The organism is uncultured Pseudoflavonifractor sp., assembly GCF_944387805.1.
GTDB lineage: Bacteria > Bacillota > Clostridia > Oscillospirales > Oscillospiraceae > Pseudoflavonifractor.
In genome coordinates, this window is the sequence record NZ_CALXGI010000001.1 from 26,303 (window position 1) to 42,315 (window position 16,013).

At 60.2% G+C, this 16,013-nt stretch carries 13 protein-coding genes; 5 read left to right on the plus strand and 8 right to left on the minus strand.

Annotated elements, in window-relative coordinates; all coding sequences use genetic code 11:
* The first annotated feature begins 99 nt into the window (after positions 1-99).
* Positions 100-1,314 carry a stage II sporulation protein P gene (locus tag Q0K06_RS00145; protein ID WP_294546959.1) on the plus strand — a complete coding sequence of 405 codons (1,215 nt, stop codon included), beginning with the start codon at positions 100-102 and terminating at the stop codon, positions 1,312-1,314.
* A 105-nt stretch (positions 1,315-1,419) separates the two neighbouring features.
* Here the strand turns inward: Q0K06_RS00145 and Q0K06_RS00150 are convergent, their stop codons facing one another.
* The 5 genes from Q0K06_RS00150 to Q0K06_RS00170 form a co-directional block, all read right to left on the minus strand.
* Positions 1,420-2,475: an alcohol dehydrogenase gene (locus Q0K06_RS00150; RefSeq protein ID WP_294546962.1), complete on the minus strand. Its 1,056-nt coding sequence runs from the start codon at positions 2,473-2,475 to the stop codon at positions 1,420-1,422.
* Positions 2,472-3,437: an isochorismatase family protein gene (locus Q0K06_RS00155; protein WP_294546965.1), complete on the minus strand. Its 966-nt coding sequence runs from the start codon at positions 3,435-3,437 to the stop codon at positions 2,472-2,474. The genes Q0K06_RS00150 and Q0K06_RS00155 overlap by 4 nt, the downstream gene beginning before the upstream one ends.
* A gap of 53 nt (positions 3,438-3,490) precedes the next feature.
* Positions 3,491-4,087, minus strand: coding sequence for an isochorismatase family cysteine hydrolase (locus tag Q0K06_RS00160; RefSeq protein ID WP_294546968.1), 597 nt, complete (start codon positions 4,085-4,087; stop codon positions 3,491-3,493).
* 40 nt (positions 4,088-4,127) lie between these two features.
* Positions 4,128-5,417, minus strand: a complete 1,290-nt coding sequence (locus tag Q0K06_RS00165; RefSeq protein ID WP_294546971.1) for a cytosine permease — start codon at positions 5,415-5,417, stop codon at positions 4,128-4,130.
* Between the two features lie 374 nt (positions 5,418-5,791).
* Entirely contained in the window at positions 5,792-6,682 is an 891-nt protein-coding gene (locus Q0K06_RS00170) for a YegS/Rv2252/BmrU family lipid kinase (protein WP_294546974.1), read from the minus strand.
* Positions 6,683-7,010: 328 nt separating this feature from the next.
* Here Q0K06_RS00170 and Q0K06_RS00175 point away from each other — a divergent pair, with 328 nt between their 5' ends.
* Together Q0K06_RS00175 and Q0K06_RS00180 are read left to right on the plus strand one after the other, a co-directional pair.
* Positions 7,011-7,721, plus strand: a complete 711-nt coding sequence (locus Q0K06_RS00175) for an AzlC family ABC transporter permease (protein ID WP_294546977.1) — start codon at positions 7,011-7,013, stop codon at positions 7,719-7,721.
* Positions 7,718-8,059: an AzlD domain-containing protein gene (locus tag Q0K06_RS00180; protein WP_294546980.1), complete on the plus strand. Its 342-nt coding sequence runs from the start codon at positions 7,718-7,720 to the stop codon at positions 8,057-8,059. Before Q0K06_RS00175 ends, Q0K06_RS00180 begins: the two co-directional genes overlap by 4 nt.
* Before the next feature lie 39 nt (positions 8,060-8,098).
* Here Q0K06_RS00180 and Q0K06_RS00185 read toward each other — a convergent pair whose 3' ends face one another.
* The 3 genes from Q0K06_RS00185 to Q0K06_RS00195 form a co-directional block, all read right to left on the minus strand.
* Positions 8,099-9,031, minus strand: a complete 933-nt coding sequence (locus Q0K06_RS00185) for an AEC family transporter (protein WP_294546985.1) — start codon at positions 9,029-9,031, stop codon at positions 8,099-8,101.
* A 177-nt stretch (positions 9,032-9,208) separates the two neighbouring features.
* On the minus strand, positions 9,209-11,389 hold the full coding sequence (locus Q0K06_RS00190; RefSeq protein ID WP_294546988.1) for a 5'-nucleotidase C-terminal domain-containing protein: 2,181 nt from the start codon (positions 11,387-11,389) through the stop codon (positions 9,209-9,211).
* Positions 11,390-11,775: 386 nt separating this feature from the next.
* Complete coding sequence (locus Q0K06_RS00195) at positions 11,776-12,714, minus strand: hypothetical protein (RefSeq protein WP_294546991.1); 939 nt, start codon at positions 12,712-12,714, stop codon at positions 11,776-11,778.
* A 515-nt stretch (positions 12,715-13,229) separates the two neighbouring features.
* Here Q0K06_RS00195 and Q0K06_RS00200 point away from each other — a divergent pair.
* Both Q0K06_RS00200 and Q0K06_RS00205 read left to right on the plus strand, forming a co-directional pair.
* Positions 13,230-14,900: an ABC transporter ATP-binding protein gene (locus tag Q0K06_RS00200; RefSeq protein WP_294547245.1), complete on the plus strand. Its 1,671-nt coding sequence runs from the start codon at positions 13,230-13,232 to the stop codon at positions 14,898-14,900.
* A 24-nt stretch (positions 14,901-14,924) separates the two neighbouring features.
* Positions 14,925-16,013: a hypothetical protein gene (locus tag Q0K06_RS00205; protein ID WP_294546994.1), complete on the plus strand. Its 1,089-nt coding sequence runs from the start codon at positions 14,925-14,927 to the stop codon at positions 16,011-16,013.

The window sequence follows — 16,013 nt, forward strand, 5'->3', positions numbered from 1 at the left end:
TGGACAAAAAAGTCAAGTATGTTTTGAAAGCCAAATTAAATGCCTGTCATACCCATCTGCCCCGCCGCATAGTCTTTCCCATGAAGGGATGGGATACGGATGAAAAAGGACAGGCACAGCGGAATACAGTGGGGGCGTCTGCTCCGGCGGAGCGCGGCACTGCTGATGGTCACAGCGGCGCTGTGGGCCCTGCTGACGGCGACGGGAGCGGGGGCGGCCGCCGAGGCCTTCAAGGCCATGGGAGAGGACGGCAGCCTGGTTTCCGCCCTGCTGCGGGCGGAGCTGGGAGAGGTGGAAGGGACCGGCGGCCCCTTTGACGCCCTGGACCAGTGGGGCAGGCTGGTGGTGGGCCAGTCTGTTCTGCTGCGGAGCAACGGGGATGCGGTGGCCCGGCAGCTGGCCGGGAATGACAGGGGGGAGACGGAGCGGCCAGAGCAGGAGGACCCGGAGACGCCCGCCCCCACCCCGGAGACAGAGGACCCGGAGGACCCGGCCAACCTGCCCGCCGTCACCACGGCGCCGGATGACATTATCCCCCGCACCCTGGTGCCCACATCGGACAGCGGGTATACCCAGGCCGACGGAGTATATATCTATAACACCACCGGCGTGTCGTTTGACGCCGCCGCCCTGGCGGCTGCGCCGGTGGATATCACCCTGGGGGACCCGTCTCAGCCCCAGATTCTCATTATGCACACCCACGCCACCGAGGCCTACACGCCTGACGGCACGGACGTCTACGTCCAGACCGACAACAGCCGCACGCTGGACAACACCCAGAACATGGTGCGGATTGGAGAGGAGATGAAGGAGGTTTTTGAGGAGATGGGGCTGTCCGTCCTCCACGACGAGACCCCCTACGACTACCCCCAGTACAACGGGGCCTACTCCCGCTCCGGGGCGGGGGTGGAGGCCTATCTGGAGCAGTACCCGTCCATCAAGATTGTGCTGGATGTCCACCGGGACGCCCTCATCGGAGAGGACGGCACGGTCTACAAACCCCTCACCACAGTGGACGGACAGGACACCGCTCAGGTCATGCTGGTTATGGGCAGTCCCAATGCGGGCGACTACCCGCGCTGGATGGAGAACCTGACCCTGGCAATGAAAATTCAGAAGAGTATGAACACACTCTACCCCACGCTGGCCCGCCCCATCACCATGCGCAGCAGCTCAGTGTACAACCAGGCGCTGACCAATGGTTCTCTGCTGGTGGAGGTGGGCGCCCACGGCAACACCCTTCAGGAGGCCATCCGGGGCGCCCGGCTCTTTGCGCGGGCGGCGGGGCAGGTGCTGCTGGAGCTGGAGGAGTAAGGAGAGGACAAAGGAAAAGCCCGGAGGGTCCCATGACCCTCCGGGCTTTTTGCGCCTGGCGCCGGAAAAACAGGGCCGCCGTCGGCCTCTTTCATATTCTGTGCGTCAGCGCTCATAGGGGGTGATAGCCACCTTGACGCAGCCGTCCAGGTGGTGTTCGAAGATGTCATACCCGCGCATGATGTCGTTGAGGGGCATGGTGTGGGTAATGAGAGGGCGGCAGTTGAGCTTTCCACCCTCGATGAGCTTCATCAGGGCGTCATTGTGGCAGGCGTCCACGCCGCCGGTCTTGAAGGTCAGATTCTTGCCGTACATCAGGTGGAGCGGCAGGCTCTGGGCCTCCTCGTACATGGCGATGAGGGAGACGATGCCGTTGGGGCGGGCTGCCTGCCACGCGGTCTGGAAGGTATCCTTGCCGCCCGCCGCCTCGATGACGGAGTCGGCGCCCCGTCCGCCGGTGAGGCCCTTCACCACGGCATCCAGGTCCTCCTTGCCGGGGTTGACGGTCACGTCGCACCAGCCGTTCCGCTTGGCAAAGTCCAGCCGCTGGCCGATGACGTCCACCGCCACAATACAGGCCGGGCCGAAGAGCCGGGCGCACATCATGGCGGTGCAGCCCACCGGTCCGGCGCCCAGCACTACCACCGTATCGCCGGGCTGAATCTCCGCCAGCTCCGCGCCGAAGTAGCCGCTGGGCAGCACACAGGAGAGCATGATGACATCCTCGTATTCCAGGCTGTCTGGGATGGGGGTCAGGCCGTTGTCGGCAAAGGGCACCCGGACATACTCGGTCTGACAGCCGTCAATGCGGCAGCCCAGTTCCCAGCCGCCCTTTACGCAGTTGTTGACAAAGCCGCGCCTGCAAAACCAGCAGTCGCCGCAGAAGGTCTCCACGTTGGCGGCCACCCGCTGGCCGGGCCGGATTTTTTTGACGGCGCTCCCCACAGCCACCACTTCTCCGGCAAACTCGTGGCCCAGGATCACGTTCTCCCTGGCCCGGGGAACGGCGCCGTTGCGGATATGAAAGTCGCTGGTGCAGATGCTGGACAGGCCCACCTTCACAATGGCGTCGCCGGGGTCCAGCAGAGTGGGGACAGGCCGCTCCTCAAAGCGAAGGTCCCCCTGGCCGTGGTATACCACGGCCATCATGGTCCTGCTCATGTCGTCTCACTCCTCTTTGGCTGGCCGGACACATCTCCGGGGGCTGCATTTTGGGCGATGAGGTCCAGAATGGTCTGCCAGGGCAGCACCTCGGCGCAGTAGTTGACCTGGAGCAGGCTCAGGCCGAAGTCGTGCTCCACCTGGGTGGTGGACTCCACGCAATCCTCCGCTACTATGATGTGGTAGCCCCGCTGGAAGGCCTCGATGGCGGTCTGGGCTACGCAGACGTGGGTGCGCCAGCCGGTGAAGATGATGGTCTCGGTGCCCAGCTTTTTCAGGGTGGCCTGGAGCTTGGTGCCGATAAAGGCGTTGAAGTAGTTCTTTTTCAGCACATAGTCCTCCGGCGCGGGGGTGAGCTGCCCGATGATCTGGGCGCCCCAGGTGCCCTCCAGGCAGTGGTCGGGCCAAATCTCCAGCTCCGGGTCATTCCGGTGGTGGGAGTCCCGGACGTAAATGACCGGAATGCCCATGGACCTGGCCCGCTCCAGCATGGCCCTCAGGGGCTTGATGATGTTGTAGATGCGGCGGCAGGACATGGAGCCTCCGTCCAGAAATTCGTTTTGCAGGTCGGTGCTCACAATGGCGTACCGGCTGCGGTTCTCTGCGGCCCGAACCTTGTCGCCAATGGCGCTCCGGCAGTCATTCTCCCGCAGCACCCGGTCCAATGTGTCCCGGACCCGCTCCAGCTCCCGGATCTGGTCCTCCACATCAAAGAGCTGCCGCTTCAGGTAGCTGCGCAGATCGGTATCCGGGTCGTTGAGGATGGCGTCGATGTCCTCCAGAGAGAATTTTTGCTCCCGGTAGAAGTGAATCTGATGCAGCCGGGCCACATCTTCCTCCGAATAAAGCCGGTATCCGGCCGGCGAACGCTCCGCCGGCCGGATTAAACCGATTTTTTCATAGAAACGAATGCCCTTGACGGTGAGACCGGTCTCGTCAGCCGCTGCCTTGACGGTCAGCATTCGCGGCCGCTCTTCCGCCGTCCGCGATGGCCGCCCGGAGGCGGCAGGACGGGTCATAGCCGATCCAGAATGGTGGCGCTGTCGGTGACGGCGCCGAAGTGGGTCTCAATGTCCCACAGGGAGGACTCCTGCTCCCGGGGGCCGGTGGCCCGGACGCAGTCTCTGGGCACCACCACCTGATAGCCCCGGAAGAAGGCATCATGGCAGGTGGAGCGGACGCAGATGTTGGTCACAACGCCGGTGACCACCACGGTCTTGCGGCCCAGCTCCCGGAGCACCAGGTCCAGGTCGGTCTGGTAGAAGCCGCTGAACCGGCGCTTGGGGATCTGGTAGTCCTCAGGCTGGGGGGCCAGCTCGTCGATGACCTGGGCGCCCCAGGTACCCTCAATGCAGTGGGGGGCCCGTTTGTCAAACTCCTTGTCGTACTTGCCGGCCCGATGGGTATCGTTGATAAAGATGATGGGCAGCTTCTTGGCCCGGAAGGCGGCGATGAGCCGCTGGGTGGGCTCTACGGTCTCCATACCCTCGGGCAGCACCATGGCGCCGCCCTCCTTGCAGAAGTCGTTGACCATGTCCACAATGAGCAGAGCGGGGTCGGTCAGTTCGAAGTTGGAGCCGTCATCCACAAAATGTTCTGCGAAGCCTTTCATAAGTATAAAATCCTTCCTTTCACATGGGATTGAGGTGGAATTAAGTGCGGGTTTTCACACCGCTGCCCATGATGGCGCCCAGCACCGCCTTGACCACAAAGGCCACGATGATGCCGTTGACCACAGGCATGCCGAACGGAATGCGGGTGACGATAAAGCCCAGAATCCAGGCGATAAAGCCGGCGATGTTGATGGTGGGCAGCTCCACCTTGTCGGGGTCGGGGTAGTCCTGCTTATAGGTCACCAGGAAGTCGGCAAAGAAGATGCCGCCCAGCGGGGGCACGGTGGCGGACAGGAAATCGATATAGGAGCCGAAGTAGTTGTAGAAGCCGATGATGGCGAAGATAATGCCGATGACGCCGAAGCCGATGACCAGCCAGGTGCGCTTGGCCTTGGGCACCACGCTGTTGAGGGTCATGGAGCCGGAGTAGACGCAGCCCTGGGCAGTGGACCAGATGTTGAGCACCAGCACCAGGAAGGCGGGGGCCAGCAGGCCCTGCATGGACAGCATGATGGCCACGTCGGGGGTGCCGGTGACCACGGAGCCGATGGCGCCGGAGAGGAGCATAAAGGTGTTGCCCAGCATCAGGGTAATAATCATGACGATAATGGCGGAGCGGATGCTCTTGGAGAAGCGCATGATGTCGGGAGTGAACATGACGGCGCCCACCGCGTAGGAGCCCACGCCCAGGCCCACGGCGTAGCTGTAATCAATGGGCTCTGCAGGGACAATGCTGTTCATGTCGGCAATGCCGCCGGCGTCGTTGACTGCAATGACCATGGAGATGATGCCGAAGATAATGATGAGGGGCACGGCAATGTTGCTCAGCCAGGTCATCCACTTCATACCCCGCATGGCGGTAAAGGTCATGCCGATGCCGCCCAGGATGGCCACGGGAATGATGGGGATTATGGGGAAGAGGGTATTGGTGGTCTGGCCGATGAGGTAGGCGTCAATGGAGAACCAGCCGATAGTGGTGACCACCACAATGGCCACAGGGACGTAGGTGCCCGCCTTGCCGAAGGAATACTTGCTCAGCAGGCCGGTGCTCATGCCGGTCTTGGCCGAGATAACGCCCATGGCGCAGGCCAGCACCGCAAGAATTACGCTGCTCAGCAGCGTGGCGGTGACGGTGTCGGTAAACGTCAGGCCCACGCCCATGCTGCCGCCGGCCTGCATGCTGGTGACCACGAACACATAGCCCAGGGAGACGGTCAGCAGGCTCAGGGCCGACCTCCGGGCCGATTTGGGAACGCGCTGGTTACTGTACTCGTCGCTGTTGGCCGCTTCCGTGTTAACCGCTGCTTTGGTCTCTTTCACAATACACATCCCTTTCTCAAATAGAATTCGGACAGCCGATCCTCACGCCGGACGCCGTGTTTCGCCGCCCCTGCCACACACTCGGGGCGGTATTGTGAGACGGGACAGCACCCGCCTCCGCCCGCCGCAGCGAACCTCTGTTCAACTCCAACTATAAACCATCCTCTTAGGGGAATGTCAAGGGAATTTTGTATAAAATAAATTTAAAACAGAGGGAAAACTTTTTGATTTGCGGCGTTTTGCACATAAAAGGAAAGGAAAGAGAAAGAAAAACGGGGGCGCGGCCCCAATATGATGTTTTTTTCACAAAGGAGTATACAAAAAGCCGCCCTTCCGCGCCTGATTCAGGCGCGGAAGGGCGGAAGCACAGAAAAGGGGGAGGCTCAGGCGCCATAGACAATGGTCACCGCGTGGCGGCAGGCCTCAATTTCGGCCGTCTGGGGCGCGCCGCCGTACTCCCCGTCCAGGGTCCAGGGAGTCTCCTCGGCACAGGTGATCTTCAGCCGGGAGGTGTGGAAGCCCATCACGCCTGCGGCCTCGTCGGTGGTCTGCTTCATCAGGGCGGCGATGGCCCCCTGGAGCTCCATGGGGTTCCGGGGGGTGCGCACCAGTATCACCTCAAGCAGCCCGTCGTCCAGGGCCACCGAGTCGGCGGGAAGGCCCAGCATGCCGCCCACGCAGACGGTGTTGCTCACCATGCCGAAGATGAACTCCTCCTCCAGCACGCCGCCGTCATACTCTACCTTGGCCTGGTAGCCCTTCAGATTGCCCAGCCGGGAGATGCCCTCCAGCACATAGGCCAGGTGGCCGAACATGTTCTTCACCTGCTGGGGCGTGTCGTAGGCCACGTCCGTGAAGGCGCCGAAAGCGGCCACATAGACAAAGTAACGCTCGTTGAACCGGCCGATGTCCACCGGCCGGGGCACGCCCTCCGCCGCCACGGCGGCCATGGCCTCATACCCCTTGGGCAGCTTCAGATTGCGGGAATAGTCGTTGGTGGTGCCCGCGGGAATATATCCCAGCTCAGGCCGGCGGCTGACTTCCATCAGGCCGGTGACTACCTCGTGGAGGGTGCCGTCGCCGCCGCAGCAGACCAGCCGGTCAAACCCGCTGCCCAGCCAGGCGGCGGTGTAGGTGGCGTCCGACTTGCCCTGGGTGGGCCGGACGGTTACCAGCCATCCTGCCTTGGTGAAGATGTCCAGCACATCGGCCAGCTTGGCGCGGATCTGCCCCTTGCCGGCGTGGGGGTTGTAGATAAAGAGCAGTTTCTTCATAATTCCTCCGAGCAGATAAACTTGGCGGACCCTCCGGCTTTGAGGCGGAGGGGGAGCAAAAAAGAGAGTAAAAGCAGCGGCGGTCCGCAGGGGCCGCCGCATATATGGGAGTGATTTGGAATGGGCAGAGCCGCGTTCCGGACGGATGGAGCCGCCGCCCGAAAACTTAATGGTCTCATTATACCGTATCCTATGGGAAATGCAATCGGGCTTTGCCCAGGACGGAAAAATTGTAAACCTGTTCTTGCCTTTTTTCACAAAAAGCACTAAACTATTACTTTAACAATCTGTTGTGTGCAAGTGACAAGTAAGCAGAGGAGGAGTTTCCATGAACCGCAAGGCGCTTGCCGCCGCCTTTCCCGTCACAGTGCCGGTGCTGATGGGCTATCTCTCCATCGGCATTGCCTTCGGACTGATGCTGGAGCGGGCGGGCTACAACTTTATCTGGGCGTTTTTTATGAGCCTGACCATCTATGCCGGGTCGGGCCAGTATCTGGGGGTAGAGCTGCTGGCTACTGCCGCCGGACTGGGCACTGTGGCGGTGATGACCCTGCTCATCAATTTCCGCCATCTGGTGTACGGGCTGTCCATGCTGGAGAAGTTCAGGGGCATGGGCTGGCGGAAGTTCTATATGATCTTTTCCCTCACCGATGAGACTTATGCCCTGCTGGCCGGCGCCGCCGTGCCCGTGGGCGTGCGCCCCAGGGACTTTTACTTTGCTGTGGCAATTCTGGACCAGCTGTACTGGATTGCCGGGTCGGTCATCGGCGGCGTGGCCGGCGGCCTGCTGTCCCTGGATATCACCGGCATCGACTTTGCCATGACCGCCTTGTTTGTGGTCATTGCCGTGGATCAGTGGAAGTCGGCCAAGGAGCACCTGCCCGCCTTTCTGGGCGCGGGCTGTACCCTGCTCTTTCTCATCCTGGTGGGAGAGGAACAGATGCTGCTCCCTGCTCTGGGCGCCATTGTGGCGGCCCTGCTCCTTCTCCGGCCCCGGCTGGACAGGCAGGACGCCGAAGGAAAGGAGGCGGACACATGACCAGCGCAATGCACGCCGTGCTGGCCATCGCGGTGATGGCTGTGGTCACCTTTCTCACCCGGGCGCTGCCCTTCCTGCTCTTTGACCGGGGCGGCAATCCCCCCAAGCTGGTGCTCTATCTGGGCCGGGTGCTGCCCCCCGCCATCATTGCCATGCTCATTGTCTACTGCCTGCGGGGCCTGCGCGGCGCCAGCCTGTTCACCCCCGCCGGATGGCTGCCCCAGGTCATCGCTGTGGCGGCGGTTATCCTGCTCCACCTGTGGAAGCACAACAACCTGCTGTCCATCTTTGGCGGCACAATCCTGTATATGGTGCTGGTGCAGGTCGTATTCGCATAAAAAAGGCGCTGCCGATGCCGGCAGCGCTTTTTTGCGCCTTTAGGAGAGCAGGCTGGCCATGACCGCCACCAACGGCAGGGTGATGACCGACAGCAGAGTGGACAACGTAACCATCTGGGCGGCGGAGCCCACGTCCCGGTTGTACTGCTGAGCCAGGATGCCGCTGGTGCCTGCGGTGGGGGTGCCGGCCAGAATGACCATAGAGCAGTACACCAGAGCGGGCAGGCGGAAGGGCAGGAGCAGCAGGGCGGTAATCAGAGGGATGACAATGAGCTTGAAGATGGAAGAGACATACAGGTCGGGGCGGCGGAAGGTGCGGCCCAGGTCGGTGGAGGCCATTTGGCCGCCGATGACCACCATGGCCAGCGGGGTGTTCAGGTCGCCCAGAAAATCCACCGCGTTGCCCACCATGGAGGGCAGCCGCATCCCGCTGAGAAACAGCGCCAACCCCACAGCCAGACCGATGGTCCCCGGGTTGATAAGGGCCTGGCGGACGGATATTTTCTTCTGCCCGCCCACCAGGATCACTCCGTGGGTCCACTGGAAGAGGTTGAAGGTGATGGTGGCCACCACGGCGAAGATAACCGCCTCCTCCCCCAGTACAGCCTGGAGCAGAGGCATGCCCATAAAGCCGTTGTTGGCGTACACGGTGCCAAACCGGAGCACCAGCCGGGTATCCTCCGGACTGGAGCGGAAGAGCAGGGGCAGCAGGGAACAGAACACCACATAGTAGGCCGCAGTGATGAGGAACATAACGCCGATGTTCCGAAGAAGGCCGGGGTCGGGGTCGATCTGCATGGAGCTGATAATGACGCAGGGGATGGCCACATAGAGCAGCAGGTTGGACAGCTGCCCCAGGGTTCCAGGGGAGAGCCGCCCCAGCTTGGCCATGACAAAGCCCACCCCCATCAGTAGAAAGAGGGTGACCACCTGTCCCGCTACCACCAGCAGATTGTTGAAGATATCCCACATACCAGGAACCTCACATCCATACAGAATTTCCTTTTCAAGGGAAAGACGCTAAATATTATTATAATCCGCCCGGACTGCGGATGCAAGGGCGCCGGGCTGCCCCTTAGAAAGGGGCAGGACAAAAAGAGCGGGCGGGGAAGGTTCCCCGCCCGCTCAGATTGGGAAAGACAGATGGAGTTAGCCGGCGTCGGCGGCGGTGTCAACCGTGAGGATGAGCACGCCGTCAGACTGGACGGCCTGGATGCCCAGCAGGGTGCTGACGGCATCCGCAGAGACATAGTAGTTGCCCTGGTATACCTGGGCGGTCACCTCTACCGGCTGGCCGTCCACCAGGACGGTGATGGCGCCGGAGGCCTCAAAGGCGGGGATGGTGACGGCGGGCAGGGGATCGGCGGTATAGGCGGCGCCGGTGGTGATGATCACCTGGCCGTCAATCCACTCCACATTAAACTGCTTGCCGGTGCCGTTGAGGGCAGAGGCCAGATCCCGCAGGCGGTAGAAGCCGTCCAGAGCGGCGGCGGCCTTGGGGGCGCCGTCCACCAGCACGGGGGCGTTGTCCTTGGCCTGCGCCACCAGGGCGTCATAATCGGCCAGGTTGTAGCTCGCGCTGTAAGGAGTGGGCAGCAGGCCGGCGTTGATGTAGCCGATGAGCTCGGCGCGGCGCGGGTCGTCCTCGTTCAGATCCACGCCCACGATTTTCCAGTTGTTGTCAACGGTGGGAGCCACGGGGGAATGCTCGGCAAAATAGGCCACAATCATGTCCCGGATGGAGTTGGAGGACTCCCACTCCTTGGTGGCGGACACGATGCCCTGGGCCTTCAGAGCGGAGGAGTAGCGGTAATTGTTCACTGCCAGGGTGAGGGTCTGGTCATCCTTCAGGGGCTCGCCCTTGAACATAACGTTCTTGATGCGCTCACCCTTGGGCTGGGACAGGTCGATCTCATAGTCCACACCGGCGAACATATCATAGAGATAGTCGGGGTACTCGGGGTCGAAGGAGATGTTGATGTCGCCCTCCTTCCACTGGTTGTAGCACTCAGCGGACCACTCCATATAGGCCTTCAATTCGGCGCCGGTGACCTGGACCCGATAGAGGGTATTGTCGAACTTATAGATGTCGAAGATGTTGCCGTAGTTGATGTCCCCGGCGGGCAGATCGCTGGTGTTCTTGAACAGGGCTGCGGCGGACACATCGGCCCCCGAGTTCTCCAGCTGGACCTGGTTGATGAGGTCCATGACGGCGGTGTCCTCCAGCCTGCCCTGGGGCAGACCGGCGATCTCGTTGTCCGGCTGGAATTTGGCGGTGGTGGTGCCCAGGGGAGGCAGGGGCTCGCCGCTCTCGTCGGTGCCGCCGGCAATGTAGTCAATGGTCTTCTGATGGGCCTCGGCCACCAGGGGAATGTCCCGGATCTCCTGGCTGGGGGCAACATCCGTCATGTCCACGATCTCCACGGTGGCGTCGACCACATTCTTGTCGGCATCCAGGGTGAGATCGAAGCGGGCGATGTCCCGGCCGCCGTTGCGCACGCCGCCGATGACCACATTGCCCTGCTTCTCGTTGACCACCACATGGTTATGGGCCACCTGAAGCACGTCGATCTCCGGATTATCGTCCAGAATCTTCTGGGCGGAATCGGAGCCGCCCTCCTCGTCAAACTCTGCGTACATGCCCATGTGAGCGGAGACCACGATGACGTCGGCCTTGTCGCCGATCTCGTCGATGGCCTTGTCCACGGCCACGCTGGCGGCCTCATAGACGGCGTCGTCGATGCCCTCCTTGCCGCCGTCCCAGATGGGCACATCAGGGGTGACCACGCCGATGACGGCCACCTTGACGCCGCCCCGCTCCACAATGGTCCAGCCGGCGCCGGTAACCGGCTGGCCGGCGGCGTCGGTGACGTTGGCGGCCAGCACCGGGAAGTCGGCCTGGCTCAGGATGGCCTGCATGATGGGAATGCCCCAGTTGAACTCGTGGTTGCCCACGGTCATGGCGTCATAGCCCATGTAGTTCATGGCGGCGATGACGGGATGGGGCTCCTCGGGCGTCTTGTTATAGAGGTCGTCGGTCATAATGGTGCCCTGAATGTCGTCGCCGGCGTCAATCAGGATGGTGTTGGGATTCTCCGCCCGCACCTGCTGGATATAGGTGTAGAGGCGGGCCATGCCGTTGTTGGTGCTCTCGGCATTGTCCTCATAGGAGTAGCCCCAGATATTGCCATGCATATCCGAGGTGCCCAGAATGGTGATGTGGGTCTCGCCGGCGCCGGCGGCCAGGGCCGCGGGGACCAGGGAGACCAGCATGGCCGCGGCCAGCAGGCCTGCCAGCAGGGTGCGGACGCCGCTTTTTCTCTGTCTCATGTTCATCGCTCCTTCTGTCCGTTTTTTCAGGTTCCGGGACCTGAGATACCTCTATTGTAGATGTTTTGCATGAAATCTTCAATAGACATCTGAACAATCGTACATAAAATTTCCGGCAGGGGCGCTGCGGAATGCAGTACCCCTGCCGGACAGGGCGGGCACAAAACGCGGGGATGCAGAGGCGAACTCAGCGCTTTAAAATGATCAGAACAAGGTCAATCAAAATGAGGCAGGCAGAGGCCGCTATCATGAAAGACCAGAAAGCGAAATTATAATTCAGCTCGCGCAGGCCGGCAATGATAACAAATGTAGGGCCTATAATGGTCAGGATTCGCTTAATTGTCAGATCCCTGTCCCGCTTGCGGGCCTTCCACGCCTGCCAGAACTCAGACATAGTTTTCATAGGCAAGCTCCCTCTGCCTCTCATAATCCTCAAAGATATTTTCCGGAATCGTAAAGGTTGTGCCGGCTTCAAGCAGTGTTGGCTGATCCAAACTTCCGACCTTTGCCCAACCTTCATATGTCATGGTTTTTCCGCCGCTATAATAGGGGCCGCCTCCATTGATGAGCACGTATCTCCAATAGACTGCGCTCCCGGTATACTCCAGAAGCTCACTATTACTGGTTATTATAGAGACTCCGCCGAAAATAGCGGACAATATACCAAATGTCATTGCAGTGCTGGGATTAAACGCTAATATAGTAGCAAGAAAAGACGCTACGCTTGTTCCTGACGAAACTTCATGCAGTCTTGTACGATTCATTTCATAGCTCAGATTTTCTTTATAGTTATATTCAATGCCACCAATAATTTGAGAAACCAGACCGGTCCAGTTATAATTTGTATGCTGCGGCCCGTGGATATCTTCTAGCTGGTCCATCAGCGAACGGTACACGTCTGTATCCTCGGCCATCGGCGTAATTGCGGGAGCTTCGCGCACCGTAATATCCACCAGCGTGCTTTCGTCCCTGTGCTCCAAACAGTACTCTTTCAGAGAGGCGCGAAATTCATTGCCTTTAAATGTCTGCATATCACTTCCGGTTAAGGTATCGAGGCTAAGCTCATCCTTTGTCAGCCACAGGGAATGGGCAGGTTCTCCTATGTCTGCCCATACAACCTCTATCGCACCTGTGTCGAATAATGTAATTCCGTAGATTGTCTCGCCATTGGAGTAAAACTCCGTTGACTGTGTATCAGTAAAATAGCTGTCGATGAGGGTATATCCATTCTCTTCCCAGGTATAGCGTTCTGAAAGGGTGGATGTTGAGGACGCCGCGGATACGACAGAAAAACAAGGGAGGATGAAACTCAGGATAAGAAGCATGGAAAGCAGCTTTTTTTCATAAAATAACCTCTTTACTATTAAAGACAGAAAACAGGCTTATGAATCGTGATGTCAAAAAAGCAATGCACATAAGCCGTTCTTTTTTCAAAACGGCTTATGTGCATCAAAAATAAATTTATTATGACCTTTCCAGTAAGGAAAGCGGCAGAAAAAATTCCTGTCTTCCTTGGGAGAGCTATCGCACAATTTGATACCCATATAAAATCTCCACTTAATAAAACGACAGCGACAGGCTTCCACTATTCTTGTTATTATTATATATAGTAAAAAATAGAATGTCAACAATTTTTATGAATATTCCTGCGGTATTCCGTCTCAATGTGGCCTCCGCCGTATTTTCATTGACAAAGACCCGGCAGACTCGCTATACTGAGTTCGATTATGGAAAAGAGAAAGGAAGAATCGTTTTGTCCTCCAAGCGTCAAGGCAGGCGGGGCTATCTCCGCATTTTTGCCTCCTACTACCGCCCCCACTGGAAGCTCTTTGCCCTGGACATGGTGTGCGCCCTGTTCATCTGCATTGTAGACCTGGCCTTCCCCTACTTCTCCCGGCTGGCCATGAAGGACCTGCTGCCGGAGAAGCTGTTTGTCACCTTCTTCACCGTTATGGCTGTGCTGGCGGCGGCCTATGTGCTCAAGGGCGTGTTCTACTATATTGTCACCTACTGGGGCCACCTGCTGGGGGTGCGGATGGAGGCGGACATCCGCCGGGACCTGTTCGCCCACATGCAGGACCTGTCCTTCTCCTTCTATGACAAAAACCGCACCGGCCAGCTCATGAGCCGTGTTACCGGCGACCTCTTTGAGATCACCGAGCTGGCCCACCACGGCCCCGAGGACCTGTTCATCTCCACCGTCACGCTGGTGGGCGCGTTCATTATCATGCTCACCATCCGGTGGGAGCTGGCCCTCATTGTGTTTGCGGTGGTGCCCCTCTTCGCCCTGTTCACCATCTTCCAGCGCAAGCGGATGATGCGCTGCTCCACCGAGGTAAAGCAGCGCCTGGCGGGCATCAACGGGGAGGTGGAGTCCTCCATCTCCGGCATGCGCACCGCCAAGGCCTTTGCCAACGAGGCCGCCGAGAGCGCCAAGTTCGCCGCCGCCAACGACCAGTTCCGCAACGCCAAGCGGGGCTACTACAAGGCCATGGCCACCTACCAGTCCGGCCTGGAGCTGGCCATGGGCATGATGAGCGTGCTGGTCATCGCCTTCGGCGGCATGCTCATCATGCAGGGCAAGATGGACCTGGCCGACCTGACCGCCTTCTCCCTCTACGTCACCACCTTTATCACCCCCATCCGCAAGCTCTCCGCCTTTGTGGAGCAGTTTATGCAGGGCATGGCGGGCTTCAAGCGGTTCGTGGAGCTGATGGAGGTGGAGCCTGAAATTCAGGACGCCCCGGACGCTGTGGCTCTGACAGACGTAAAGGGCGATATTCTGGTGGACGACGTGACCTTCCGGTACGAGTCCTCCGCCGAGGATGTGCTCTCCCATGTGACCCTCCACGTCCGCCCCGGCGAGACGGTGGCGGTGGTGGGGCCCTCCGGCGGCGGCAAGTCCACCCTGTGCCAACTCATCCCCCGGTTCTACGACGTGACCGAAGGCCGCATCCTGGTGGACGGCCACGATGTGCGCACCCTGAAGCAGCACTCCCTGCGGGAGAATATCGGGATTGTCCAGCAGGATGTGTTCCTCTTCGCAGGCACTATCTACGACAACATCCGATATGGCCGCCCCGACGCCACCAACGCCGAGATCGTAGCGGCGGCCAAGCTGGCGGAGATCTACGACGACATCATGGACATGCCCGACGGCTTCCAGACCCAGGTGGGCGAGCGGGGCGTCATGCTCTCCGGCGGCCAGAAGCAGCGGGTGTCCATCGCCCGCATTTTTCTGAAAAACCCGCCCATCCTCATTCTGGACGAGGCCACCTCTGCCCTGGACTCCGTTACGGAGGAGCACATTCAGTCTGCCTTTGACACTCTGGCGGAGGGCCGCACTACCCTCATCATCGCCCACCGGCTGTCCACCATCCGCTCCGCCTCCCGCATTATCGTCATCGACGGCGCGGGCATCCGGGAGGAGGGAACCCACCAGGAGCTGCTGGCTGCCGGCGGGGAGTACGCCCGGCTGTGGAACGCCCAGAAGGGTGGACAGACAGCCTGACTTTTCCACCACGGAGGTGTTTTTGTGCATAAATTCAGACGTTTTACCCTGATTGCCCTGGTACTTGCCCTGCTTCTGCTGTCCGGCTGCGGAAGAGAAACGGCCGCTGCCGGCGGCTTTGCCGGTGTGGGCGGCCGGGCACGGGAGCTGACAGAGGAGGAGACCGCCGCCGCCCGGGAGAGGGTGGAGGCCCAGCTGGGCCTGCTGGCCGGTCAGGTGACGGAGGAGGAGTTTGACGCCTGCCTGGATCTGATGGAGCAGCTCTGGCCGCTCCGGCAGGAGCGGCTGGACAAGGATAAGTGGGAGAAATCCACCCAGGAGCAGCGGCTTGTGGACAAGCTCAACGGTCTCTACGAGGAATACACCGTCCGCTATATTGGCGACGGCGGCACATGGGGGTACGGCTACCCGGAGGAGCGGACCCTGGCCGTCTTTGACATTACGTCCAGCGGGGCGATTGTCCGCAGCCAGACGCAGCCCAGCCAGGACTCCGGCCGGGAGGAGTACACCGAGGCTGACTTCCAGCTCCTCTGGGACCAGATGACCGCTATGCTTCCGGAAGACGCCTGGGAGGATTTCGTCCGTTTTACTGTGTTCACCGACGGGGAAAACGAGACCCTGGCCTATGTCCGGCAGGCGGACAACACGGGGGAGAAGTGGGAGATCGCTGTGGACCCGGCGGACGCCGGGGACGGGCAGATGTTTGTGGAGACTGTGCTCCACGAGTACAGCCACTATCTGACGCTCAATGACGGACAGGTGAAGTACACCACCCGGCAGACCGCCTCTACTTATAACGAGCTGGGCATGGTATGCCGGGAGGGATCTTACCTGGACGATTTCTACCAGCGGTTCTGGACCGGCTATCTGGACGACCGCCTGTCCGACATGGATACTTACAACTTCTTCCTCCGCCACGAGGACGATTTTGTCACTGACTATGCCTCCAGCAGCCCTTCGGAGGACATTGCTGAGAGCTTTACCTACTTTGTCCTCCAGGACAAGCCGCGGGAAGGGGATGCGGTGTGGGAGCAGAAGCTGAATTTCTTCTTTGCCTATCCCGAGATGGTGTCCCTCCGCTCGGATATCCGTACCTGCCTGGGCCTATCCTGA

What these genes read in the sequence shown, in the direction of transcription:
- Q0K06_RS00180 (WP_294546980.1), top strand. Translation starts at nt 7,718, where the DNA reads ATGACCAGCGCAATGCACGCCGTGCTGGCCATCGCGGTGATGGCTGTG.
- Q0K06_RS00175 (WP_294546977.1), top strand. Translation starts at nt 7,011, where the DNA reads ATGAACCGCAAGGCGCTTGCCGCCGCCTTTCCCGTCACAGTGCCGGTG.
- Q0K06_RS00145 (WP_294546959.1), top strand. Translation starts at nt 100, where the DNA reads ATGAAAAAGGACAGGCACAGCGGAATACAGTGGGGGCGTCTGCTCCGG.
- Q0K06_RS00170 (WP_294546974.1), bottom strand. Translation starts at nt 6,682, where the DNA reads ATGAAGAAACTGCTCTTTATCTACAACCCCCACGCCGGCAAGGGGCAG.
- Q0K06_RS00155 (WP_294546965.1), bottom strand. Translation starts at nt 3,437, where the DNA reads ATGCTGACCGTCAAGGCAGCGGCTGACGAGACCGGTCTCACCGTCAAG.
- Q0K06_RS00190 (WP_294546988.1), bottom strand. Translation starts at nt 11,389, where the DNA reads ATGAGACAGAGAAAAAGCGGCGTCCGCACCCTGCTGGCAGGCCTGCTG.
- Q0K06_RS00160 (WP_294546968.1), bottom strand. Translation starts at nt 4,087, where the DNA reads ATGAAAGGCTTCGCAGAACATTTTGTGGATGACGGCTCCAACTTCGAA.
- Q0K06_RS00200 (WP_294547245.1), top strand. Translation starts at nt 13,230, where the DNA reads ATGGTGTGCGCCCTGTTCATCTGCATTGTAGACCTGGCCTTCCCCTAC.
- Q0K06_RS00195 (WP_294546991.1), bottom strand. Translation starts at nt 12,714, where the DNA reads ATGCTTCTTATCCTGAGTTTCATCCTCCCTTGTTTTTCTGTCGTATCC.
- Q0K06_RS00185 (WP_294546985.1), bottom strand. Translation starts at nt 9,031, where the DNA reads ATGTGGGATATCTTCAACAATCTGCTGGTGGTAGCGGGACAGGTGGTC.
- Q0K06_RS00165 (WP_294546971.1), bottom strand. Translation starts at nt 5,417, where the DNA reads ATGTGTATTGTGAAAGAGACCAAAGCAGCGGTTAACACGGAAGCGGCC.
- Q0K06_RS00150 (WP_294546962.1), bottom strand. Translation starts at nt 2,475, where the DNA reads ATGAGCAGGACCATGATGGCCGTGGTATACCACGGCCAGGGGGACCTT.